Origin of the sequence: Thiosulfatihalobacter marinus (assembly GCF_016019955.1) — a bacterium.
Classification (GTDB): domain Bacteria; phylum Pseudomonadota; class Alphaproteobacteria; order Rhodobacterales; family Rhodobacteraceae; genus Shimia; species Shimia marinus_A.
In genome coordinates this window covers 259208-281625 of sequence record NZ_JAECRZ010000005.1, presented here as the reverse complement: position 1 = coordinate 281625, position 22418 = coordinate 259208, and the positions used below count along the sequence as shown (strand labels likewise).

The window sequence follows — 22418 nt, the reverse complement described above, 5'->3', positions numbered from 1 at the left end:
CGCTCCGTCTGGCGTCCCAACCGCGCCTCAGCGCCGCCGGTGAAGGGGTATTTACGGTTACTCCAATAAACCCGCAAGGGGTTTTTTGAAGTTTCTGGAAAAAAATCGCCAGATCGCGTTTTTTCTCAATAAAACGGCACTTCTGTGCTGAAAAAATTGACGTGTGGCAGGACCGGATAGTCGGTTTCTGCCGATATTCTCCGACTCACCGGGGGGTGCGGGTGAAAAACCCTCTGTCACAGCCGCCGATTCCATCGGATTCGGGAGGAGTCACGTCTCTTCGGCGTCTGATCCGGCCTGTTTGGGGGCGCCGACATAGCCTGCAACTGCCTGAAGGATTCGGAATGCGGTCGATGCGTCGTTTTCAACCACCGCCATGAATTCGGATTCGCCAAGGCGCAACATGTCGAGATCGGTCTTGGCGTACATATCCAGCGCGCGTTTTTCCTTGCGGATCAGCGCCAGCTCCCCAACCAGCGTGCCCGGTCCGGCCACCGCAACCAGGTGGCTGTTCCCCTGCCCGTCGGCAAAGCCCAGGCCGGCCTCTCCCTCAAGGATCAGATAGGCCCCGTCCGACGGATCGTCCCCCATATGGAACAGGTACTCCCCGGCCCGGGCCTGATGCCATTGCGCCCCGAATGCCAGAAGCCGCAACTGGCGGCGCGACAGGCCGGCGAACATATCGGTGGAAACCAGTGCCCGCATCTTTCGGCGCAGGTCCGCGCTGGCGGCATTGTCGGTTTCTTCGTATTCTGCGGCCTCGCCATCCTTCAGGCGGCCATGCTCCAGTTCCAGGACGATATCAAAGGCGTCCGTGTCCTCGAACACTTCTTCCAGATATATATGTGTCGTCTCCGGCAGAAGCGCGCGCAGGTTTTCCACGATGCCCTGCCGCTGATCCTCGTCGTAGTTGGCCAGGCAACGGTTCAGGATCAACACATCCGGTTTCTTGATCGCGGCCCGGCTGATTGCCAGGGGTTCCAGGAACGCCGCTGGCAGCCCGGCCCCCGCGATGCCCGACGGCACAGCATAAAGCAATTCCGCCACCTGCTGTTTTACCCCCGCATCACGCAGGGTTTCGGCCACGATATCGCGGATGGCCTCGCCACGCGGCCCGGCCGAGGCCGAAAGCTTGCCGTAAATGGCGTTTTCCAGAACGCTCAGACCGGGGGCAAACTTGCCCTCGTCCAGCGGTGCGAAATGCACCACCAGCCATTCGGCCAGTTTCTCTGTTTGTTTGTGCCGCAAATCCAGGATCGAGGCCTTCAGCTCGTCGCCAAAGCCCGGCCCGATACGTTCGGCCGAAACCTCGAAAGGCAGTGCCAGCATCTGGACCAGATCTTCGCGGGCCATCGCCTTCAGGCCAACCTGGCGGCTTTTCTCCACCAGCGCCACCTTGTTGGTAAACACATCCGGGTTCAGACCCAACTGCCGAAACAACGGGTGATCTGTACCATCCACCCCGAAAGTCTGGTTCAGCATCTCGATCACTTCCTGCGACATCCGCAGGATTCCGTCCTCAAGTCCCAGATCGTGCAGCAGATCAAGAAAGTCGCTGATCGCATCAGGGCTGGTTTCCTCGATCGGCTTGCGCGGCGTGGCAAAGAACAGGTTCGCGGCAACCGGCAGCGCCGGATTGTATTGCGCCGGATCAAAGCGGTAATAGGCCTTGTCCAGATCAGCCTCGGCCAGCTTCTTTCTGATCCGCGGGCGTATCTCGACCAGCACCTCGGCCAGTTCGGGATGATCGGCCTCCTGGAATGCCTGATCCAGCCCACGGCGGAACAGCACGTTTCCAGCACCGGTTGCATCCATCAGTTCCAGCCACCAGGCATAGACTTCTTCCTCACTGGACATGCCCGCCAGGCCCGGATCCACCCAATCGGAATAGAAACGGTCCAGGCTGTTGCCGGTACGCTCGCTCTCATAGGCGCGTTTCTCTTCCTCGGCTTCGCCCTCCGGGTCGGGCAGATCGGCCATCGGGCGGCGCTTGAAAGGCATCAGCACGTTATGGCCGAACGTGCCTTCAAACACGTAAGGCGCCGGATCGGCATAGCCAATCCGTGTCGCGATCACCCGCTGCGGCACGTCCGACAGCCGCACATCGCCAATCTCGATATACCCGCCCACAGGCTGAATCTCGCGCGTGAACAGTTCCGCAACGGCGCGCCGTTCTTCGGAATCGGTCGACTTGATGGCCACAACCGACCCTTTCGGCAGCTTGACCGAGATGTTTTCCAGAACCGTGTCCCCGTCATGGTCGCGCACATAGACATCCCGCATCACGATGCCGCCGCTCAAATGCGGCACCTCGTCAGGTTCTTCGCCGAACAACTTCTCGTCGATCATCCCCGGCGGCGTGAATCGGTCGCTGATCAGCGTCCACCGCAGCGACAGGTCCGCCACCCGGTTGTAGTAATCCAAAAGCTCCTTCCAGGGGCTCGACAAGTCCTTGTAGGCCGCCAGTGCCGCCACCAGCGCCCCAAGGGATACCTGGCCGCGGATCACCAGAAGACCGCCAACCAGGTAAAAGAAGAACGGCGTCAACTGGGTGATGAAGTTATTGAGAAACTTCATGAAGAATTTCTTGCGATAGATTGTCAGCCGGATCAGGAACAACGTGCCCAGCCGCCGCGTGATCCGCGACTGACGATAGCGCCAGCCGCCATTGACGCGAAGGTCCGGCGCGCCGGTCGCCGTTTCCCCGATCTCGGCCGCCAGTTTACGCACTTCCTGGATACGGTCCTTGTTGTGCAGGTTGATCTGACGTTGCAGCTTGGGGATCAGCCAGGCCTGCACCGGGATCAACGCGATCGCCGCCATCCCGAACCAGAAGCTTTGCAAAAACAGGAACGACAGGATCGTGATCATCTGCCCGGCCTGCATCACCGGAAGGCTGATCGCATCGCCCATCATGCCGCCCATCGGCTCGGATTCTGCGGTGATCATCGCCACCAGCTCGCCCTGAGAGGTGCGCCGCAGATAGGGCTGGGGAAAGCGCGTGATCTGGCCGACGAGCGTATAGCGGAACCGTCGCAACATGCGTTCGGACACGACACCTTTCATCGTGTTGATCCGCATCTTCATCAACCCGTGCCCCAGAACGGACACCAGGAACAGAACACTCAGCACGATCAGGAAGGTCTCCTGATTGAACTCGTAACCGAAGACATCGATGATGTTCTCTTCGGCGTCGATGGCGTCGTTGATGATCCGCTTGGGCAGTTCCAGCGTCAGATATTGCAGCGGGAAAAGACAGGCCGTCAGCACCAGAAGCACCATCTGGTCCCGTTTCGAGAACTTCCAAATAAAGGAAAAGAGCGTCGGTTCTATGCCTTGAACTCCCCAGCCGCCATCACGCGGCCTGCTTCCTGTCCGTCGTTTCCGGATGCTAGCAAGGTAACACCGCCCAACACAAACGCTTTCTTGTCGGCGGCCCAAGCGCGGGTTTGCGATTGTCACCGACTGGCGCTAGGCTGACTCCGACAGGAGTAGGAAAAGGCCGCGGCCCATGATCCAGTACACCACTATCTTGCTGCTTTTCGCGGCATTGCAGATCAAGCATCTGGTGGCCGATTTCTTTCTACAGAACGCCAAGATGATCCAGGGGCGCGAAAAATACTGGCACATGGGGCGCGCCATGCACGCGGGTATTCATGTCTTCCTGACCGCGATCTGCTTTGCCCTGTTCGGCACATCACTGTTGTTCATTTTCTGGATCGTCGTGGCGGAATTCATCGTTCACTTCCACATCGATTGGGGCAAGGCCCGCTATTCCGTGGACAAGAAACTTACCCCCGAGCAGCCATTATACTGGTATGCGATGGGCACGGATCAGGCGCTGCATCAGCTGACATATATCGCCATGGTCTGGGTCTGGGTCGCCTGAGCGGCCTCAGCCACCCTCGGTCCGGACATCCATGATGGCGGCGATCACGTCGCCCGGCATCACCGCGAAAATCCGTGCCATGACAAGGGCGCCATCCGCGTCACGCTGCCTTGGCACAATGGCCAACCGCACCGCCTGCCCCACCGGAACCGCGGCCATGAACCGGGTTTTCATTTCACGCACCCAGCGCCCGGGATGAACGTCGCACAAGACCGCTTCGGCCAGACCGCAAAGCATCATGCCCGGCACCACCGCACCCGACAGGCCGACAGCGCGCGCCGCCCCATCACTGGTGTGGATCGGATTGGGATCATGGGACAGCGCCAGATACTGTGCGACCGCCTGCGCCGTGATGGGCATGGACGCGCGCCATACTGTGTCGCCGGTCGTGAACCGGTCCGAAAAACGCGTCCCGCGCAGCGCCGCCATCTCCTGTGGTGTGACAAACCGCAGCCGGGTCTGCATCTGCGCCTGCGCCCCGGCACCCAATTCGAAATCAAACACCACAGAGGGCGGGCGGATCCGGGCCCGGATCGTCACATCGGCCACGCCCGCCATTTGCAATGGATCGGCACGGCGAAACATCTGCGATTCATGGACCACCCCCATGCCGTCCGGCGGCGTCATGGCCCGTGTCGCGGCGGCGATCTGGGGTCGGCCCAGCAACATGGCCGGCGCGATCAACGGCTCGGCGGGCATTTCCGCCACCCCCGCAAACTGCGCCAGAACAGCGCCAAGCCGGGCGCAGGTCGCCGCATCGGTCAGGGCGACGCCAGGCAGCACAACACCCAAGTCGGTGTCAGCCATGCGACTTCAGGATCAGCGTTGCGTTGATACCGCCAAAGGCCAGCGAGTTCGACATTACGGCTCTTGTCGTCAGCGGGCGGGCGCAATTGCTGACCGGGTCCAGACCGATCTTGGGATCAATCTCGTTGAAATTGATCGTCGGCGGCGCCGACTGCTCCCGCAAGGCGCCGATACATACCACCAGTTCCAAGGCACCGGCCGCCCCCAGCGCATGACCATGCACCGGCTTGGTCGACGATACTTCCACACCTTGCAGGGTCTCGCCAAAGACCTCGCGCAGCGCAATTACCTCGTTCACGTCATTGGCAACCGTTCCGGTGCCATGCGCATTCACATAGCCGATATCCGAGGGCTCAAGCCCCGCGTCCTCCAGCGCCAGAGACATGCAGGCGGCGGCGCGCATCGGGTTGGGCCGCAACAGATCGCCGGCGTCCGAGTTGGTACCGTAGCCCGTCAGTTCGCACAGAATCTCCGCTCCGCGCGCCCTTGCGCTCTCTTCGCTTTCCAGAACGAAAACACCCGCGCCTTCGCCCAGCGTCATGCCATTGCGATCCTTGGAAAACGGGCGGTTCTTGTCCGCTGTCATCACCCGCAGCAATTCCCAAACGCGGAACACACCGCCTTCCAGACAGGCTTCGGCGCCCCCTGCCAGACAACGGTCCACCGCGCCAGAGCGCACCAGATGGTACCCCAACCCGATCGACTGACTGGCCGACGAGCAGGCGGTTGCCAGGCAATAGGCCGGCCCGGTCGCCCCAAACTCCATCGACACCCAACTGGCCGCCGCATTGTTCATGATCTTGGGCACCGCCATGGGATCAAGCCGCATGCTGCCCTCGGCGCCGAACTTGATATAGTTCGTGTTCACCGTCTGCGCCCCGCCAAAGCCCGATCCGATCGACACGGCGCATCGGTCGCCAAAGTCTTCCGGTCCCAGGCCAGCCTGCGCCACGGCCTCGCGTGCAGCCACAAGCGCATAGTTCGCCACCGGTTCGCGCATGCGATGGCCCAGATCCGTGTTAATCTGTTCCTTGATCCCGGGCTCCAAAGCCGCAGCCGTCATTACCCGCTGGTTCTCGATCTCGGAGAACAACACCCCGCGAACGCCGCTCTGCCCGATCTGCGTGGCTTGCATCAGCGCTTCGGCGCCGATCCCGCAGGCGGATACGGCGCCCATGCCGGTAATGACAACCTTGGTCACGCCTGGGCTGCCTGCTCTTGTTCGATCTTGCCGATCACAAGGTTCAGCAGGTCCTGAACGGTTTCCACATCACTCAATTCATTGTCCACAGAAATGTAGACATTGTATTTCTCTTCAATCGCCATCAGAATCATGACGAAATCGGCCGATTGAATATCCAGATCCTCCAGACGCTTCTCCGGCGCTATTTCAGACACTTCCACCATGCCTTCATCGGCAACCAGGTCCAGCAACTCCTGGGTCAGCGTCCCGCGATCCGTACTCATTTCGGTCCTTCCAACATTCGATCAATTTCCCGAACCCTTATGTCGCAAAAGGTTCGGGCACAAGTTTATTGGGCATCGTACCAAGTTTCCAGCCGGAACTTGACGCCACGGAGCCACAGGTCAGCGACCGCGCGCACCTTGCAGGCACGCGCAAATCATGCCGCTCCGACACGGCTACATGCCCTGGTCCACCGGTTCGGACACCGGACCGCCCGCCTCGGCCCAGTCCTTGAGCCCACCCAGGTTGTACACTTCCTCATAGCCCATGTCCTTTAGCAGCTTGCCCGCCAGAGCGGCCCGCCCGCCGCTGGCGCAATGCAGGATCACCGGGCGGTCAAAACGCAGTTCCGGGTCGTGAAACGGGGTGTTCGGATCGGCACGAAACTCCAGCATTCCGCGCGGAATATGGTGGCTGCCCTCCGCGCGGCCGTTCAACTGAAGCTCGGGCGCGTCCCGAATGTCCAGAAGCAGGGCGCCTTCGGCCATCTTGGTCCGGGCATCCTCGGTTGCGATTTTCGGCACGACGGCATGTGCCGCCTCCAGCATCTTGGCTGCGGTAAGGGGCATGTATCTTTCTCCTGTGCGTACGTCGTTCGGGCGCAGGTTAAGCCGGGAAAGATGGATTTGGAAAGCCCCTGCTTTATCCCTGTCACGGGTTTGCTGGCCGCGCCACCTGCGTGGCCCCGCAAGCGCCCGCCGGGCATGGAAAAGAAAGGCGCCAGAACCCGGCCACCAGACGTATCTCCGGCCAACTGTCCTGACACCTTTCAATGAACGAGCTTCCTTGCGGAAACACCCATTCGGTTTGCTCCGGTGCTCCGGCACATGTCCGGCGACCGTCGCTTGCGGGATCCGTCCGCGCCGACACCGGGCCGATGCATCTGGTCCCCCCTACCGTCCGTTCCGGGTTGCCCCGAACCGTCCGGCCCACACGATGGCTTTTTCGCCGCCTTCCCGCCTCCGGGTCTCTCCTTCGGCACACGCCTCAAGAAATACCGGGCATTTCGGCCAGCGTCCCGGCGCCTTCATCGCGGTTCCGAAACGTTTCCGCCCGTCCCCGCTCCAACCCCGAAAGACCGTCGCGTCCCGCTCCAGGTTCGACAAGAACCCCTTGCGTTAGGGAAAGGCTGCGGGAAACGGCGTGAGTCGGGCAAGGGAAAATTGGCGCCCCCATGATATTTCTTGGGGGTAAGTTATTGGAATAGTGTGTGGATTTTTTGTGGATAAGGCAAAAATCGATAAGGGTGCAAGATGGTTGCACAAGGATAACCTGCCAAAGCCGCCAAACGCTCGAAATCCCTGCCCCGGTACGCGATCAAGGCCGGGTCCGCGCGGTGCAGTGCAAGCCACGACCCTTCCTTCGAATCAGGAATCCATCTTCAGCGCAGAGATAAACGCCTCCTGCGGGATATCCACCTTGCCGAACTGGCGCATCTTCTTCTTGCCGGCCTTCTGCTTGTCCAGAAGTTTGCGTTTGCGCGTGGCATCTCCGCCGTAACACTTCGCCGTCACGTCCTTGCGCAGCGCCGACAGTGTCTCGCGCGCGATCACCTTGCCGCCAATCGCCGCCTGGATCGGTATCTTGAACATATGTCGCGGGATCAGGTCTTTCAGCTTCTCGCACATTGCCCGCCCGCGCTGTTCGGCCCGGTCGCGGTGCACCATGGTCGAAAGCGCGTCGACTGGCTCGTCATTCACAAGGATCGACATCTTCACAAGATGATCTTCGCGATAGCCTTCCATCTGATAGTCGAACGACGCATAGCCCTTGGTCACGGATTTCAGACGGTCATAGAAATCGAACACCACTTCGTTCAGCGGCAGGTCATAGACCACCATCGCGCGGCTGCCGGCATAGGTCAGGTCCAATTGGATGCCACGACGGTCCTGACACAGCTTCAGAACGTCGCCCAGATAATCATCCGGCACCAGAATCGTCGCCTTGATACGCGGCTCTTCCAGGTGATCCACCTTGGACATGTCGGGCATGTCGGCCGGGTTGTGCAGCTCGATCTTTTCGCCGTCTTTCATGTAGACGTGATAGATCACGCTTGGCGCGGTTGTGATCAGCTCGATATCATACTCGCGCTCGATCCGGTCACGGATCACTTCCAGGTGCAGCAGGCCCAGAAACCCGCAGCGAAAGCCAAAACCCAGCGCCGCCGAGGTTTCCATTTCAAAACTGAAGGACGCGTCGTTCAGCGCCAGCTTGTCGATAGCATCGCGCAGGTCTTCAAACTCGGCCGAATCCACCGGAAACAGACCACAGAACACTACGGGCTGCGCTGGCTTGAAGCCCGGCAGCGCCTTGTCACAACCATTGCGGTCATTGGTGATCGTGTCCCCGACGCGGGTATCGCGCACTTGCTTGATCGACGCGGTGAGAAACCCGATCTCGCCCGGTCCCAGTTCGTCAATCACCTGCATGGCCGGGCGGAACACGCCAATCCTGTCCACATGATGCAACGTGCCGTTCGACATGAACTTGACGCGCATCCCCTTTTTCAGCGTGCCGTCCATGATCCGTACCAAAACGATCACGCCCAGATAGGCATCGTACCAGCTATCCACCAGCATCGCCTTGAGCGGCGCATCCCGCTCCCCCTTGGGCGCAGGCAACTCGCGCACGATCGCCTCCAGCGTTTCGTGGATACCCTGCCCCGTCTTGGCCGAAACCTGAATCGCGCCGGACGCGTCGATGCCGATCACATCCTCGATCTGTTCAGCGACACGATCGCAATCGGATGCGGGCAGGTCGATCTTGTTCAGCACGGGCACGATGTCGTGATCCGCATCAATCGCCTGATAAACATTGGCCAATGTCTGCGCCTCAACCCCCTGGGTCGAGTCCACCACCAGAAGCGAGCCTTCGACCGCGCGCATCGAACGCGACACTTCATAGGCAAAATCCACATGGCCGGGTGTGTCGATCAGGTTCAGCACATAGGTTTCCCCATCGTCCGCCCTGTAGTCGATGCGCACCGTGTTGGCCTTGATCGTGATGCCCCGCTCGCGCTCGATATCCATGCTGTCAAGCAGCTGTTCCTTCATGTCACGATCCTGCACCGTCCCGGTCTCTTGAATAAGACGGTCGGCAAGGGTGGATTTCCCGTGGTCGATATGGGCGACGATAGAGAAATTGCGGATTTTCGAGAGCTCTGTCATGCAAGCGCATATGCGGTGAAAAGCGGGTTTGGTCAATGGGCATCCGGCACCGGAGACATCTGATTGATCTTTTCAAACAGATGCATTGGCACCTGACGGTCGGTCTCCGGTTTGCGCTCAACCGCCTCAAGCCACATCGGCCGCGCCAGCCGCGCGCCAATGACACCGGATCGGGCCATTTTGGCCAGGGCCTGTGTCCCCTGACGAACCACATGAACCGCGCGGGCCGCCATGTCACCGCGATTCAGAAATCTGCTGCGCTCCGCCGCGCCCCCGCATCTTCCGGGACAGTCACCTGTGCCACGTTCGGCCCGGTCATCCCGCGCGCAACCGGTTCGCCGCCAGGGTAGACGCGCCAGCCATGAGCGCCGCGGTGAACAGACACAGCGGCAAGCCACCAACCTGATAACTCAGCCCCGACAAAACTGTCCCGGCCAACCGTCCGGCGGCGTTGGACATATAGTAGAACCCCACATCCATCGTCACCCGTTCGCCCGATGTAAAGGCCAGAATCAGATAGGAATGCACCGACGAATTCACCGCAAAGACAAACCCGAAAACCAGCAGCCCCACGATCACAATGGCGGTCAGATAGGGCAGCTCCAGCCAGACCGCCCCCGCCAATGCCAACGGGATCAGCGTCAGCGCCGCACACCAGACCACCGCCTTGCGCACGATCTGCGCCGTTGTGCTGGCGGCGCCGTTCAACAGCCGAGGCGCGATGCCCTGCACAAAACCGTAAAGAATGATCCAGAGGGCCATGAAACTGCCGATCAGGAAAAACGCCGCCCGGTTGCCCGCCTCGCTCCCATCCGACAGGACCGCGTAGAAATAGATCGGGATGCCCACCACGAACCACACGTCGCGCGCGCCAAACAGGAACATGCGCGCAAGGCTCAGCCGGTTGATGTTGCGATCCTTGGAAAAGACATGCGAGAACCTGGCCGTTTTCCTGCCCTGCGGCAGGCCGGCCGGCATGAAAATCACAACACCCCCCAGGATGACGGCCAGAACCACCGCCATCACCCAGATCGAAGCCTCAAACCCCCAGGCCGCCAACAGCACCGCCCCCAGCAAAAAGCCCAGCCCCTTGACCGCGTTCTTTGACCCGGTCAGCACCGCGACCCACCTGAACAATGTGCCCGCGCCTTCCGGGGCCAGCACCTTGACCGCCGATTTGGCCGACATCTTGGCCAGATCCTTGGCCACGCCGGACAGCCCCTGCACGATCATCACGAAAATCACCGATCCGGTCAGGCTCCACGCCGGATCAAGCTGCGCCAGCGCCACCAGCGCCACGATCTGCAACCCCAGCCCTGCATAAAGCGTAAAGGTCAGCCCGAACCGCGCCGCCACCCATCCCGCCGACAGGTTGGTGACGACCCCCATCACCTCGTAAAGCACGAACAGATAGGCCAGCTGCACCGGCGAAAACCCCAACGCATGGAAATGCAGCAAAACCAACATCCGCAACGCCCCGTCCGTGAGCATGAAAGCCCAGTAGGCGGCGGTCACTGTGGCATAGGCGGCAAGGCCCTCGGGCTTGGCGGTATCGGTCATGGGGTGCGAATTTTTCCTGAAGAATTCGGGGCGGAATCTTCGAAAATTCCGTCGCCGCGCAATAGGCTACAAAGTGGCCAGAACCATACGGGTGATATCGGCCAGCCGCCAAGCATAGCCCCATTCATTGTCATACCAGGCATAGACCTTGACATGGCGCCGGTTGATCACCCGCGTCGACAGCGCATCCACGATGGTCGAGCGGTCGTCATTGGTGAAATCACAACTCACCAGCGGGCGCGTTTCATAGCCCAGAATTCCCTCCAGCGGCCCCTGCGCCGCCACTTCGAACAACGCGTTCACCTCCTGCGTCGTGGTATCGCGCCTCACATCGAACACGATATCCGTCAGCGACGCATTCAACAGCGGCACCCGCACCGCATGGCCGTCGATCCGTCCTTCCAGTTCCGGGAATATCTGAATGATCGCCTTGGCCGACCCGGTGGTTGTCGGGATCAGCGAATTCAGCGCCGAACGTGCCCGGCGCGCATCCTTGTGCACCCGGTCCGCAATCACCTGGGTGTTGGTCACATCATGGATCGTCGTGAAGGACGCCTGCTCGATGCCCAGCGCCTCGTTGATCACCTTGACCACCGGGGCGATGCAATTGGTGGTGCAGGAGGCCGCCGTAACCACCCGGTGCGCCTCCGGGTCATACACATCGTCGTTCACGCCATAAACGATATTGGCCACATCCGCCTCCTTGACCGGGGCCGACACCACCACCTTCTTCACCCCCTGGTCGAAATAGGGCTGCAACCGGGCATTGGTCTTGAACGCCCCGGTGCAATCCACCACCAGATCCACGCCCAGTTCCCGCAAGGGCAACGCCGCCAGATCGCGGGTCGAGGTGAACCGCATCTTCTGCCCATCCACCGAAATGCTGGTGTCATCAAAGGCGAAATCCGCACGCCAGCGCCCATGCACCGTGTCGAATTCCAACAAATGCGCATGAAGCTCGGGATCGCCCTGACCGTCATTCAGCAACACGATCTCGGCATCGATCCCAAGATCGAAAAAACTGCGAAGCGCCAGCTTGCCGATGCGGCCAAGCCCGTTGATGGCGATTTTGGTCATATCCGTGTCCTTTTCAGTTCGGAAACCAGCCGCGCGTGCGGTTGGCAAATGCAACAAGCGAGAGCATCACCGGCACTTCCACCAGCACCCCCACCACCGTGGCCAGCGCCGCGCCCGATCCCAGCCCGAAAAGAGAGATCGCCACCGCCACCGCCAGCTCAAAGAAATTCGACGTGCCGATCATCGCACAGGGGGCCGCCACGTTGAACGGCACCTTCCACAGCCGCGCCCACCCGTAGGCGATGAAGAAAATGCCGTAGGACTGGATCAACAGCGGCACCGCGATCAATCCGATCACCAGCGGCTGGCCCAGAATCACCTGCGCCTGAAAACCGAACAACAGAACCACCGTCACCAACAGGCCGGTGATCGAAAACGGCGCCAGCCGCGCCTTGAAACCATCCACGGCGCCCTGACCACCCTGCCGAACCAGACGGGTGCGCGTGACAAGCCCCGCCAGCAACGGCAACAGCACATACAGAACCACCGAAAGGATCAGCGTCTTCCAGGGCACCACGATATCTGTCACACCCAACAAGAAGGCCACGATCGGCGCAAAGGCAAACACCATGATCACGTCATTCAGACTGACCTGCACCAAAGTATAGGTCGGATCGCCCCGTGTCAGGTTCGACCAGACCAACACCATCGCCGTACAGGGCGCCGCCCCCAAAAGGATGACCCCCGCCAGATAGGATTGCGCGTCCTCGGGCGCAATCAGCCCGGCAAAGACGATCTCGAAAAACAGCACCCCCAGCGCCGCCATGGTAAAGGGCTTGATCAGCCAGTTTACCGCCAGCGTGATCACCAGCCCCCTGGGCCTCTCTCCGATGCGCGCCAGCGACGCAAAATCCACCCCCACCATCATCGGATAGACCATCGCCCAGATCAGAACCGCCACCGGCAGGTTGACCGAGGCCACTTCCAGCCCCGCCAGCGTCGAAAACACCCCCTCAAACAGGCTGCCCAACACCAACCCGGCCCCGATCGCCAGCGCCACCCACACCGACAACAGCCGCTCGAACCTGCCCAGCCCCGCGTCGGCCAATACCGCCTGATCGCTCATGACAGCCCCCCTGCGCCACCGGGCCGCCCTGCCCCGCCACCTGGTTCGCATTCGCCCGTGAAACTGGCGCATTCGCTTCTGTTCGTCATCAAGAAACCTCCCTCAGCAAGAACCGGTCAGATCGCGGATCAACGGCTGACACAGTTCCGGTTGCCCGCCACAGCAATCCTGCAACAAGAACCCCAGCAACCCCTTCACCCCGTCGGTATTGGCAAAATAGCGGATCGCGCGCCCCTCGCGCCGGTTGCGCACCAGCCCGGCGGTCAACAACACCGACAGGTTGGCCGACAGCGTGTTCTGACGCACCTCCAGCGCCCGGGCGATCTCGCCCGCCGCCATGCCCGCGTCGCCGCGCGTGATCAACAGGCGAAACACGTCCAGCCGGGTCGGCTGGCTCAGGGCGGCAAAGGCGGTCAGGGCATCCGATTTATCCATACTTCATGAACTATTGAATTATATCTTCGCCAGCAAGCGATTCCCGCACCCCTTATGGTGAAGATTTTGTAACACCATGATGAGGGCACCGACGCCATGCTCCCGGCTTGACAAAGCCGCCCAGCCCCGGCGTGATGACCCGCGATATCAAAAAGGCCCGCATGACCCTGTTTCTCGCCCTCCTCGCCTTTCTCGCGGCCTGTGCGCTGTGGACCCGCATCCTGTCCCGCCAGGCCATGGCCGCGCTGCCCCCGCCCGGCGCCTTCCAGGCGGTCCCCGGCGGCAACATCCACTTCGTCGAATCCGGCCCCCCGGACGCCCCCACCTTGGTGCTGATCCACGGGCTGGCCGGCAACCTGCATCACTTCACCTACGCCATGCTGCCCCTGCTGGCGGACCGCTTTCACGTCATCGCACCCGATCGCCCGGGCAGCGGCTATTCCACGCGCAACACTGACCGCGCGGCGCATCTGGAAACCCAGGCGGCCATGCTGTGGGACTTCCTGGACGCACGCGGCGTCACCCGCCCCATCCTCGTGGGTCACTCGCTGGGCGGCGCGGTTGCGCTGGCCATGGCACTGGCCCGCCCGCAAGGCGCCCGCGCGCTGGCACTGCTCAGCCCGGCAACCCAGCCGCAATCCGCAACACCGGATGTCTTCCGCCCGCTGCAACTGCGCCTGCCACTGCTGCGCCGCTGTCTCGCGCATACGCTGGTGGTCCCCGCAACCCGGCTCACCCGCACACGGATGCTGCGAGAAATATTCGCCCCCGACCCGGTGCCCCCGGACTTCCACACAAAGGGCGGCGGCCTGCTCGCCTTTCGCCCCGAAACCTTCATCTCAGCCTCTGCCGACCTGATGGAAACCCGCGCCGATGTCGGCGCCCTGACCGCACGCTATGCAACCGATCTGCACACCCCCGGCGGCGTTCTTTTTGCCGCCGGGGACGCAATCCTGTCCCCCGCCCACCACGGCACACCCATGGCGCAATTCGGCCTGCCCATGCAGCTCCTGCCCGGCCACGGCCACATGATCCCGCTCACCGCGCCCAGGGACTGCGTTGCCTTCATTACCCGGGTCGCCGACACCACCCCCCCGTGACCCGCACCTTCATTTTGCCAAAAATACTCCGGGGGAGTCGCCGCCAGGCGACGGGGGCAGCGCCCCCATCTCACCCGGAAACGTCCAGCGGCCGGTCGTCCAGCATTGTCTCCATCGAGAAAAAACCCGTCACCGTGTCCAGCTCGAACCCGGTGGTCAGCCGTCGGTAAACCGCGTCATACCCGCCCATGCCACGGGTGACGATTTTCAGCATGTAATCCCAATCCCCGCCGATCCGGTGCATTTCCACCACCTGGGGAATACGCGCCACATGGGTGCGAAACCCCTCGGCCCACTCCATCGAATGATTGCGCGTGCGCACCATCACGAAGACCGTCAGATCCAGCCCCAGAGCGCGCCCATCGATCGCCATCCGGGCGCCCCGCAGCACGCCGCCCTCTTCCAGCCGCTTCAGCCGCCGCCACAACGCGTTCTGCGACAACCCCACCTTCTCGGCGATTCCCCGCTGCGACAAAGCGGCGTCGCGTTGCAACAGATCCAGTATCTTTCGATCAATATTGTCAATTTTGATGCCCATCTCGATCATATGAACTAACTTTTGGCAATTTTCAATATCAAATAGGGGAACTCTTCCCAGGCGCACCCCTCTATCCTGCCCGCACACCACTCACGCAACCAAAAGGGCGCCGCATGTCTCAGACCGTTTCCGCATTCGACCGTTTCGCATCCAAACTGAACGCCGGACCGGATCCGCGCGGCGCCCTTTACGCCGGGCTCATCGGCGCCGACACCACGATCACCACGCCTTATGGCGAAAAACCCCTGATCTATGCCGATTACGTCGCCTCGGGCCGCGCCCTGCGCCAGGTCGAGGATTTTGTCCTGTCCGAAGTGCTCCCCTATTACGCCAACAGCCACACCGAAGATTCCTTCTGCGGCGCCCACACCACCGCCCTGCGCGAACAGGCGCGCGGTGTGATCGCGCGTCTGTGTGGCGCCCGCAGGGACGATCACGCCGTGATCTTTGCCGGATCGGGCGCCACGGCGGGGCTGAACCATCTGGTGCACCTGATGCAGGCCGGCCCCGGCACCACCGTGCTTGTCGGCCCCTACGAACACCATTCCAACCTGTTGCCATGGCGCGAAAGCGGCGCCCGCGTGATCGAGATCCCCGAGGGCACGCGGCCGGGGCCGGACATGGCCGCGCTGGCACAGGCTCTGGAAACCCACGGCGCCACCGGCCCGGTGATTGTCGCCATGAGCGCCGCCGCCAATGTCACCGGCGTCTGCACCGACGTGGCGGCGGTGACGCGCCTGGTCAAGAACCACGGCGCCCGCATGATCTGGGATTACGCGGGCGGTGGCCCCTATCTGAAAATGCACATGACCCCGGCCGCGGACGCCCAGATCGACGCGCTGGTGTTTTCCGGGCACAAATTCATCGGTGGCCCCGGCGCCAGCGGCGTGCTGATCCTGCGCCGCGACACGGCCCTGGCGTCAACGCCCTACCGCCCCGGCGGCGGCACCGTCGCCTTCGTCAATGCCCACCAGCATGATTACCTGCCCCAGCTCGAACTGCGCGAAGAAGGCGGCACCCCCAATGTGATCGGCGATATCCGCGCCGCCCTTGCCCTGATCGCCAAGGACGTGATCGGGCAGGAACATTTCGACACCCGCAATGCCGATCTTTCCGCGCGCGCCCTTGCGGCGTGGCAGAATCATCCCAATATCCGCCTGCTGGCACCAAAGCGCGCGGACAGGCTCCCGATTCTGTCCTTCGTGCCGCTGGACGACAACGGCCAACGCATCGATCACAACGCCTTTACCCGCGCCCTCTCGGATCGTTACGGCATCCAGGCGCGCGGCGGCTGCGCCTGCGCGGGGCCGTATGTCCATACGCTTCTCGGGATCGACGATGCCAGATCCGCCGAGATTCGCACCGACATCCTAAGCGGACCGGGCGCCAGCAAGCCGGGATTCGTGCGGCTCAACCTCTCGGTCCTGATGCAGGACGAAACCGTTGATACCATCCTGAACGCGGTTGCTGATCTGGCAAAGGGATGGGTGGCCAGGGCGGCCTGACCGCGCCGCCGGGCCATCCGCGCCATCCCGGCGCCCGGCCCCTGTTCCGGCGCGCGGCGCTTACAGTCGCGTCTTGCGGTACTTGAACGCCCCGGACCCGCGCGCGATGATTTCGCCCGTTTCATCGCTCACCGTGCTTTCGGCAAAGAAGGTGCTGGCCCCGCCGCCCACGCGCTGCCCCTCGGCGATCAGCACATGCCCCCTGGGGCGGGACAGGAAACTGGTGGTCAGCGACAGCGTCAGCGCCAGCTTCTTGTGCCCGGGATCGCCGGTGTAACACCCGGCATACCCCATCACCGTATCCAGCAGCGTCGCGTAGATGCCGCCATGGGGAATGCCGGCGCGGTTCATCAGGAAATGCTCGATCGGCAATTCCAGCCGGGCGTAATCCGCATCCCAATGGGTCAGCCGAAAGCCGAGATGCTTTTGCAGCGCATAGGGATCCTCGTCCAGCGCGGGATCCAGGGGGGCTCGTGTCATGCTCTTTGCCTGCGCCTTCCTCACACCGCCGTCAACCCGCCATCAATGGCAATCGCCTGTCCGGTCATAAAGGAATTTTCGGGCGCACAGATCCACAACATTGCCTGCACCACCTCTTCCGGGGCGCTGACCCGGGCCATCGGCACGCGGCTGGCGATATGGGCAAAGGCCTGCGCGCGGCTCAACCCGGCCCGCCCCCCCACCTGATCGGCCATGTCTTCCACCATCGGCGTGGCCGAAAAGGACGGGCAGATCGCGTTCACGCGGATGCCGCGTGTCGCGTTCTCATCCGCCGCGGCCCTGGTGATGCCCACCACCGCATGTTTGGCCGCCGCATAAAGCGACAGATGCCCCGCCCCCACAAGCCCCGCCGCCGAGGCCACGTTCAAAATCGCCCCCTGTCCGTGCTGCTGCATCAGCGGGATCTGGTATTTCATGCCCAGAAACACGCCCTTGACGTTGACATTCATCATCCGGTCGAAATCGCCGGTGGTGAGAAACTGCAACGGCGCCACGTCATGGCCGATGCCCGCATTGTTCAGCGCCACATGCACGGTGCCAAAGGTTTCGGCGATCCGCCCCACATGGGCCGCAACCTGCGCCTCGTCAGAGACATCCACCACGTCCGACACCACCTCCACACCTTCAGCCCGCAGCCCGCCGGCCACCTCGGCCAACCCGTCGCCATTGACATCCGACAAGCCCAGCCTTGCGCCCTCGTCCGCGAATTTCCGCGCCGCCAGCGCGCCAAAACCGCTGGCCGCCCCGGTGATCATCACCACCTTGTCCCCATAGCGTTTATCCATGTTTCGCCGCCTCCAGCCCGGCCTGTGCAAAACGCGGCACGAACGCGCCCAGCCGCATCGCGCGGTCCGGGTCCGAGGCGTTCCCGTCCAGCGCGCGTTTCAACACCCCCTGGATGATCGCGCCCATACGGAAGAAACAGAAAGCCAGGTAAAACCCGAACCGGTCAATCCCCGGCAGACCCATGCGCCTGCAATAGGCCGCAATGAACGCCTGATCCGACGGAATGCCAAGGCTCTCCCGGTCCACCCCGGCCAGCCCGCGCCCCTCGTTGCCCGGCGGCATCTGCCACTGCATGATGACCGAGGCCAGATCGGCAAAAGGGTGGCCAATGGTCGACAATTCCCAATCCAGCATCGCCAGCACCGTTTCACTGTCCTTCGCAAACAGCATGTTGTCGATGCGGAAATCGCCATGCACCAGCGTGCGCCAGCCATCGTCGGGCGGCATGTTGGCCGCAAGCCAGTCGATCAGCGCATCCATGTCCGCCACGGTTTCGGTTTCCGACGCGCGGTATTGCTTGGTCCAGCGCGAGATCTGGCGCGCGTAATAATTGCCCTCAGGGCCATAGTCCGAAAGGCCCACCGCCGCGATATTCACCGAATGCACCGCCGCCAACACCCGGTTCATCTCGTCAAACACCCGCCCCCGCGCCGCAGGGTCAAGATCCGGCAGGCGCGGGTCGTCGAACTGGCGCCCGTCCACGTGATCCATCACGTAAAACGCCGATCCGATCACGTCATCATCCTCGCACAGGACATGCATCCCGGCCACCGGCACGGCGCTGGCGGCCAGTGCCTTTTGCACGCGGAACTCGCGGTCCACCGCGTGGGCGGATTTCAAAAGCACCCCCGGCGGCTTGCGGCGCAGCACGTAGTTGCGCGCCGGCGTGGCAAGCAGAAAGGTCGGGTTGGATTGCCCGCCCGCGATCTTGGTGGCCTCAAGCGGGCCCTGAAACCCCGGCAGATTGGCGCTCAGCCAGCCCGCGACGGCCCCGGTGTCCAAAGTGCCGGTCTCCATGCGCTGTCTCCCCTCAGCTATAGGTCAGCATGTCCTGCTGGTTGGCGCCATTGATATGCGGGGTCTCGTTGAACCCGTGCAGCCAGGTCTGGCCCCGCGCCATCACGAACCGCGCCACGGCGCAGTTCTTGACCTGTAATTGCAACAGTATCATCTGCTGCGCCGGGGCGCCCAGCACATCCGCCATGGTGCGCCCGATCGCGCCCCCCGAACTCACCGCAATCGGTTGCCTGGCCTCGCTTTCGGCAATCGCGTCCCGCGCGGCGCGCACACGGGCGGTGAACGCCCCGAAGCTTTCCGGCGGGTTGGCAATCTCGTCCCGCTGCCATTCCAGAACGGTATCGCGCAGGATGCGGAAATGCGTCTTTCGATCCGTGTGCAGGTCGGCGGGCCGGTCGTCCCGCCCGGCAAATCGCGCCTCCAGCAATCCGCCGAAATCAAACTCGTTCCACCCCGGCAGAACAACCGGGTCCAGCCCGGTCTGCAACGCGCGCTCCATACCCTCCCAGGTCTGGCGGTGGCGGCGCTGCGCGCCGATGAACACCGCATCCGGCACCACACCCTGCGCCTTGAGCGCCGCGCCCAGCGCCTCGGATTGACGCTGCCCCAGATCCGACAGATTGTCGTAATCCGCCGCGCCAAAGCTGGCCTGCGCATGGCGCACCAGGTGAAACATCGCGCTCATTCCAGGCGTTCCCGCAACCGTGCCCATGCGCCTTCGAATTCCCGCTCGAACCGGTCCACCAGGGCGGCCACCGGCAGCACGTCCTTGACCGCGCCGATCCCCTGCCCAGACCCCCAGATCGTCTTCCAGGCTTTGGGTTTTTCCCGGGTATCGCCAAAATTCATCGTCTTGAGATCACCCTCTGGCAGGTTGTCCGGGTCCATCCCGGCATTCTGGATCGAGCCACGCAGGTAGTTGCCCGACACACCGGTAAAGAGCGAGGAATAGACAATATCATCCGCGCCGCTGTTCACGATCATGTCCTTGTAGCCCTGCAAGGCGTTGGCCTCTTGCGTGGCGATGAAGGGCGAGCCGATATAGCCCAGATCGGCCCCCATCGCCAGCGCGGCCAGAAGCGCGTCACCGGTGCCAATGGAGCCGGACAGCAACAGCGGCCCGTCAAACCATTCGCGGATTTCCGATATCAGCGCCAGCGGCGATTGCGGCCCGGCATGGCCCCCGGCCCCGGCGGCCACCGCGATCAGCCCGTCGGCGCCTTTTTCGATGGCCTTTTTCGCAAAGCGGTTGTTGATGATGTCATGCAGCGCGATGCCACCGCAATCATGCGCCGCCTCGTTCACCTCGACCCGCGCCCCCAACGAGGTGATCCAGATCGGCACCTCGTGTTTGTGGCACAGCTCGATGTCGCGCTCCAGCCGGGTGTTGGAGCGATGTACGATCTGGTTGACCGCATAGGGCGCGGCGGGATGGTCGGGGTTGGCCTGGTTGTGACGGTCCAGCTCTTCGCGGATCTGTGTCAGCCAGGCGTCCAGCAGCGGCGGCTCGCCCTCCGCCTCGCGCGCGTTCAGCGCCGGAAAGCTGCCCACGATCCCGGCCTTGCATTGCGCAATAACCAGTTCGGGCACCGAGATGATGAAAAGCGGCGAGGCAACCGCCGGGATACGCAATCCCCGCAGTGCCTTGGGCAGATGACTGTCTCCGGGCATATGTGTTCCTCCTGTCGGGGCCACGATAAGGCGCTCGTCCGGCACAGCAAGACGGAACGTGGGGCAAACGACACAACGTCATTTTGCGGCGGTGGGTCGGGATGCCTGCGGCGCGAGTATTTTTTGGCAAAATGAAGATCAGGACGTTTCCAGAAAGGCGAGAAGGTGCCGGGCCACGTCCTGTGGTTTCTGGTGCAGCACCCAGTGGTCGGCGCCCGGTACCGTGACGACGCCGCGAAAATCGTCGCAATATTCGTGCAACCCGTCGCGCGCCTCGGGCAGCAGCGCGGTGTCGTTCTCGCCCCAGATCACCAGGTGGGGCATGTGCACGCGCAACGCCTCCGGGTCCAGCCGCGGCAAGGCTGCCTTCGGCAGCGGCGCGCCCGGTCTGGCCAGTTTCAGCGCCGAGGCCCGGTACCAGTTGACCATGCCGCGTACACCTTTCATGTCGCCCCAGGCATTTCGGTAACGGGCGCGTCGCGCCGGGGTCATCCAGGACATGTCCATATGTTCGGAAAAGATCCGGAACATGCGGGCGTGGTCGTTTTCCACCAGAGCCCGTTCGGATCCGTCGGCGCGCAGCCAGTCGATATACTGGCTGGCCACGCTTTGCGCGCCCCCGGCGGCCAGCGCGCGCTGAAACGGCGCGGGATGCACGCCATTGACCACCACCAGCCGGGATACGAGGCCGGGATTGCGAAATGCCAGCGCATAGGCCACCGCCGCGCCCCAGTCATGCCCGATCACCGCCGCCGCCGGATTGCCCTGCCCGAAACGGGCGATCATCGCACCCGCATCCCGCACCAGGTTTGGCATGGCGTAGGCGGCAATCTCCTGCGGTTTCCAGGAGCGGCCATAGCCGCGCTGATCCGGGGCCACGACATGGAACCGGTCTGCCAGCAGCGGTATCAGCTCTTCGAAAGCGCCGGAATATTCGGGGAACCCGTGCAGGCACAGCAGCAAGGGGGCCTCCGGATTTCCGGCGCAGATCGCGGCAAAGGTCTGACCGTCGATATCCAGCCATTCCTGGCGCAGCGGGTCAGTCATCTTCGTCTGTCAGCGGCGGCGCCAGCAGCGTGAAGATCGTGGCCGAGGCAAAGCCGAACATGGCCCAAAGCGCGATCCAGGCGCCGGGGCTGTAGCCTTTCATCTGCACGAAACCCGCAAAACCCATTTGCGAACTGTAAAATATCCAGCCGGTCACGATCAGCGCGATACCATATTCGAACGTCCGCCGCAGAACGCGCAGGGCGGCGCACAACACCAGGAACACAACGGTCGCACTGTGCACCGAGGTTCCGGCCATGGTGGGCTGCATGTGGCTGAGGAACACCATCGACACCACCAGGACCGCCACCGCGAAATGCACCGACAGATGCGCCCGGTCCCCGAATTTGCGCAACATGGCCAGCGCGGACACCCCCAGCATCAAGACCATGGCCATGATCGTCACATGTTCCTGCTCGGCCTTGCCCGCCCCGTCGAACACACCCCAGGGCGGATGCATGATGAACGTGTCGGCAAGGATATAGATGCCGCCCCCCGCGATCGCCAGCCACGCCTCCTTGGTGCCCATCGCCACCGGCCCGCCACGCTCGATCAGGGCGACCATTCCAAGCAACACCAAAAGAGATGCCGGCCCGAAATGCCCCCAGAACTGATTGACCACATTCTGGGGGCGCGCTTCCACCAGCCACAGCCACATCGCCACCGCAAACGCCGCTTGCGCGGCGGTGGCAATCGCCAGTATCGGATAGTTCGGTTTCATCTGTTTTCCTCTCGTTTTGATTCCCTGCCGGACCGGACCGCGGACAGCGGCAGACATCCGGTCGGT

General features: G+C 62.6%; 22 protein-coding genes. 3 read left to right on the top strand and 19 right to left on the bottom strand.

The annotated features are described in order from the left end of the window. Positions 1-270: 270 nt before the first annotated feature. A complete protein-coding gene (locus I3253_RS10410) occupies positions 271-3282 on the bottom strand; it encodes a cyclic nucleotide-binding domain-containing protein (protein ID WP_197917587.1) in 3012 nt (1003 codons plus the stop codon). 229 nt (positions 3283-3511) lie between these two features. On the opposite strand from I3253_RS10410, the gene I3253_RS10405 reads away from it, so the two are divergent. Then, complete coding sequence (locus I3253_RS10405) at positions 3512-3889, top strand: DUF3307 domain-containing protein (protein ID WP_197917586.1); 378 nt, start codon at positions 3512-3514, stop codon at positions 3887-3889. A gap of 6 nt (positions 3890-3895) precedes the next feature. Here the strand turns inward: I3253_RS10405 and I3253_RS10400 are convergent, their stop codons facing one another. The 10 genes from I3253_RS10400 to I3253_RS10355 all read right to left on the bottom strand — a co-directional run bounded on the left by I3253_RS10400 (position 3896) and on the right by I3253_RS10355 (position 13466). Next, a complete protein-coding gene (locus I3253_RS10400) occupies positions 3896-4696 on the bottom strand; it encodes a MaoC family dehydratase (RefSeq protein ID WP_197917585.1) in 801 nt (266 codons plus the stop codon). After that, a complete protein-coding gene (locus I3253_RS20710; RefSeq protein ID WP_197917584.1) occupies positions 4689-5897 on the bottom strand; it encodes a beta-ketoacyl-[acyl-carrier-protein] synthase family protein in 1209 nt (402 codons plus the stop codon). The genes I3253_RS10400 and I3253_RS20710 overlap by 8 nt, the downstream gene beginning before the upstream one ends. After that, positions 5894-6163, bottom strand: a complete 270-nt coding sequence (locus tag I3253_RS10390; protein ID WP_197917583.1) for a phosphopantetheine-binding protein — start codon at positions 6161-6163, stop codon at positions 5894-5896. Before I3253_RS10390 ends, I3253_RS20710 begins: the two co-directional genes overlap by 4 nt. A gap of 174 nt (positions 6164-6337) precedes the next feature. Further along, positions 6338-6730, bottom strand: coding sequence for a rhodanese-like domain-containing protein (locus I3253_RS10385; RefSeq protein WP_197917582.1), 393 nt, complete (start codon positions 6728-6730; stop codon positions 6338-6340). Between the two features lie 798 nt (positions 6731-7528). Further along, on the bottom strand, positions 7529-9328 hold the full coding sequence (lepA, locus tag I3253_RS10380) for a translation elongation factor 4 (RefSeq protein ID WP_197917581.1): 1800 nt from the start codon (positions 9326-9328) through the stop codon (positions 7529-7531). A gap of 32 nt (positions 9329-9360) precedes the next feature. Then, positions 9361-9561: a hypothetical protein gene (locus I3253_RS10375; RefSeq protein WP_232272139.1), complete on the bottom strand. Its 201-nt coding sequence runs from the start codon at positions 9559-9561 to the stop codon at positions 9361-9363. 82 nt (positions 9562-9643) lie between these two features. Then, positions 9644-10888 carry an organoarsenical effux MFS transporter ArsJ gene (gene arsJ, locus I3253_RS10370; RefSeq protein WP_197917579.1) on the bottom strand — a complete coding sequence of 415 codons (1245 nt, stop codon included), beginning with the start codon at positions 10886-10888 and terminating at the stop codon, positions 9644-9646. Between the two features lie 66 nt (positions 10889-10954). After that, the gene (locus I3253_RS10365) at positions 10955-11965 is read right to left on the bottom strand and encodes an ArsJ-associated glyceraldehyde-3-phosphate dehydrogenase (RefSeq protein ID WP_197917578.1); all 1011 of its coding nucleotides are present in this window, start codon (positions 11963-11965) and stop codon (positions 10955-10957) included. Between the two features lie 13 nt (positions 11966-11978). Next, entirely contained in the window at positions 11979-13031 is a 1053-nt protein-coding gene (gene arsB, locus I3253_RS10360; protein WP_197917577.1) for an ACR3 family arsenite efflux transporter, read from the bottom strand. A gap of 102 nt (positions 13032-13133) precedes the next feature. Then, complete coding sequence (locus I3253_RS10355) at positions 13134-13466, bottom strand: ArsR/SmtB family transcription factor (RefSeq protein ID WP_197917576.1); 333 nt, start codon at positions 13464-13466, stop codon at positions 13134-13136. Between the two features lie 161 nt (positions 13467-13627). Here I3253_RS10355 and I3253_RS10350 point away from each other — a divergent pair, with 161 nt between their 5' ends. Next, on the top strand, positions 13628-14566 hold the full coding sequence (locus I3253_RS10350; protein WP_197917575.1) for an alpha/beta hydrolase: 939 nt from the start codon (positions 13628-13630) through the stop codon (positions 14564-14566). Between the two features lie 70 nt (positions 14567-14636). On the opposite strand, the gene I3253_RS10345 is transcribed toward I3253_RS10350, so the two are convergent. Then, complete coding sequence (locus I3253_RS10345) at positions 14637-15104, bottom strand: Lrp/AsnC family transcriptional regulator (RefSeq protein WP_197917574.1); 468 nt, start codon at positions 15102-15104, stop codon at positions 14637-14639. Positions 15105-15217: 113 nt separating this feature from the next. On the opposite strand from I3253_RS10345, the gene I3253_RS10340 reads away from it, so the two are divergent. Continuing rightward, entirely contained in the window at positions 15218-16609 is a 1392-nt protein-coding gene (locus tag I3253_RS10340) for an aminotransferase class V-fold PLP-dependent enzyme (RefSeq protein WP_197917573.1), read from the top strand. 60 nt (positions 16610-16669) lie between these two features. Here the strand turns inward: I3253_RS10340 and I3253_RS10335 are convergent, their stop codons facing one another. The 7 genes from I3253_RS10335 to I3253_RS10305 form a co-directional block, all read right to left on the bottom strand. Beyond that, positions 16670-17089 (bottom strand): PaaI family thioesterase, encoded by a 420-nt coding sequence (locus I3253_RS10335; protein ID WP_197917572.1) that lies wholly within the window; start codon positions 17087-17089, stop codon positions 16670-16672. A 20-nt stretch (positions 17090-17109) separates the two neighbouring features. Further along, positions 17110-17895 carry an SDR family NAD(P)-dependent oxidoreductase gene (locus I3253_RS10330; RefSeq protein ID WP_197917571.1) on the bottom strand — a complete coding sequence of 262 codons (786 nt, stop codon included), beginning with the start codon at positions 17893-17895 and terminating at the stop codon, positions 17110-17112. Beyond that, the gene (locus I3253_RS10325) at positions 17888-18913 is read right to left on the bottom strand and encodes a phosphotransferase family protein (protein ID WP_197917570.1); all 1026 of its coding nucleotides are present in this window, start codon (positions 18911-18913) and stop codon (positions 17888-17890) included. Before I3253_RS10325 ends, I3253_RS10330 begins: the two co-directional genes overlap by 8 nt. A 13-nt stretch (positions 18914-18926) precedes the next feature. Continuing rightward, positions 18927-19598 (bottom strand): histidine phosphatase family protein, encoded by a 672-nt coding sequence (locus I3253_RS10320; protein WP_232237109.1) that lies wholly within the window; start codon positions 19596-19598, stop codon positions 18927-18929. Further along, the gene (locus I3253_RS10315) at positions 19595-20584 is read right to left on the bottom strand and encodes an NAD(P)H-dependent flavin oxidoreductase (protein WP_197917569.1); all 990 of its coding nucleotides are present in this window, start codon (positions 20582-20584) and stop codon (positions 19595-19597) included. The genes I3253_RS10320 and I3253_RS10315 overlap by 4 nt, the downstream gene beginning before the upstream one ends. A gap of 138 nt (positions 20585-20722) precedes the next feature. Beyond that, positions 20723-21631, bottom strand: a complete 909-nt coding sequence (locus tag I3253_RS10310) for an alpha/beta fold hydrolase (RefSeq protein WP_197917568.1) — start codon at positions 21629-21631, stop codon at positions 20723-20725. Continuing rightward, entirely contained in the window at positions 21624-22352 is a 729-nt protein-coding gene (locus I3253_RS10305; RefSeq protein WP_197917567.1) for a hypothetical protein, read from the bottom strand. Before I3253_RS10305 ends, I3253_RS10310 begins: the two co-directional genes overlap by 8 nt. Positions 22353-22418: the final 66 nt, after the last annotated feature.

Coding starts and splice junctions, on each gene's coding strand:
- I3253_RS10410 (WP_197917587.1), bottom strand. CDS start 3,282: ATGGTGCTTCTGGTGCTGACGGCCTGTCTTTTCCCGCTGCAATATCTG.
- I3253_RS10405 (WP_197917586.1), top strand. CDS start 3,512: ATGATCCAGTACACCACTATCTTGCTGCTTTTCGCGGCATTGCAGATC.
- I3253_RS10400 (WP_197917585.1), bottom strand. CDS start 4,696: ATGGCTGACACCGACTTGGGTGTTGTGCTGCCTGGCGTCGCCCTGACC.
- I3253_RS10390 (WP_197917583.1), bottom strand. CDS start 6,163: ATGAGTACGGATCGCGGGACGCTGACCCAGGAGTTGCTGGACCTGGTT.
- I3253_RS10385 (WP_197917582.1), bottom strand. CDS start 6,730: ATGCCCCTTACCGCAGCCAAGATGCTGGAGGCGGCACATGCCGTCGTG.
- lepA (WP_197917581.1), bottom strand. CDS start 9,328: ATGACAGAGCTCTCGAAAATCCGCAATTTCTCTATCGTCGCCCATATC.
- I3253_RS10375 (WP_232272139.1), bottom strand. CDS start 9,561: ATGGCGGCCCGCGCGGTTCATGTGGTTCGTCAGGGGACACAGGCCCTG.
- arsJ (WP_197917579.1), bottom strand. CDS start 10,888: ATGACCGATACCGCCAAGCCCGAGGGCCTTGCCGCCTATGCCACAGTG.
- I3253_RS10365 (WP_197917578.1), bottom strand. CDS start 11,965: ATGACCAAAATCGCCATCAACGGGCTTGGCCGCATCGGCAAGCTGGCG.
- arsB (WP_197917577.1), bottom strand. CDS start 13,031: ATGAGCGATCAGGCGGTATTGGCCGACGCGGGGCTGGGCAGGTTCGAG.
- I3253_RS10355 (WP_197917576.1), bottom strand. CDS start 13,466: ATGGATAAATCGGATGCCCTGACCGCCTTTGCCGCCCTGAGCCAGCCG.
- I3253_RS10350 (WP_197917575.1), top strand. CDS start 13,628: ATGACCCTGTTTCTCGCCCTCCTCGCCTTTCTCGCGGCCTGTGCGCTG.
- I3253_RS10345 (WP_197917574.1), bottom strand. CDS start 15,104: ATGGGCATCAAAATTGACAATATTGATCGAAAGATACTGGATCTGTTG.
- I3253_RS10340 (WP_197917573.1), top strand. CDS start 15,218: ATGTCTCAGACCGTTTCCGCATTCGACCGTTTCGCATCCAAACTGAAC.
- I3253_RS10335 (WP_197917572.1), bottom strand. CDS start 17,089: ATGACACGAGCCCCCCTGGATCCCGCGCTGGACGAGGATCCCTATGCG.
- I3253_RS10330 (WP_197917571.1), bottom strand. CDS start 17,895: ATGGATAAACGCTATGGGGACAAGGTGGTGATGATCACCGGGGCGGCC.
- I3253_RS10325 (WP_197917570.1), bottom strand. CDS start 18,913: ATGGAGACCGGCACTTTGGACACCGGGGCCGTCGCGGGCTGGCTGAGC.
- I3253_RS10320 (WP_232237109.1), bottom strand. CDS start 19,598: ATGAGCGCGATGTTTCACCTGGTGCGCCATGCGCAGGCCAGCTTTGGC.
- I3253_RS10315 (WP_197917569.1), bottom strand. CDS start 20,584: ATGCCCGGAGACAGTCATCTGCCCAAGGCACTGCGGGGATTGCGTATC.
- I3253_RS10310 (WP_197917568.1), bottom strand. CDS start 21,631: ATGACTGACCCGCTGCGCCAGGAATGGCTGGATATCGACGGTCAGACC.
- I3253_RS10305 (WP_197917567.1), bottom strand. CDS start 22,352: ATGAAACCGAACTATCCGATACTGGCGATTGCCACCGCCGCGCAAGCG.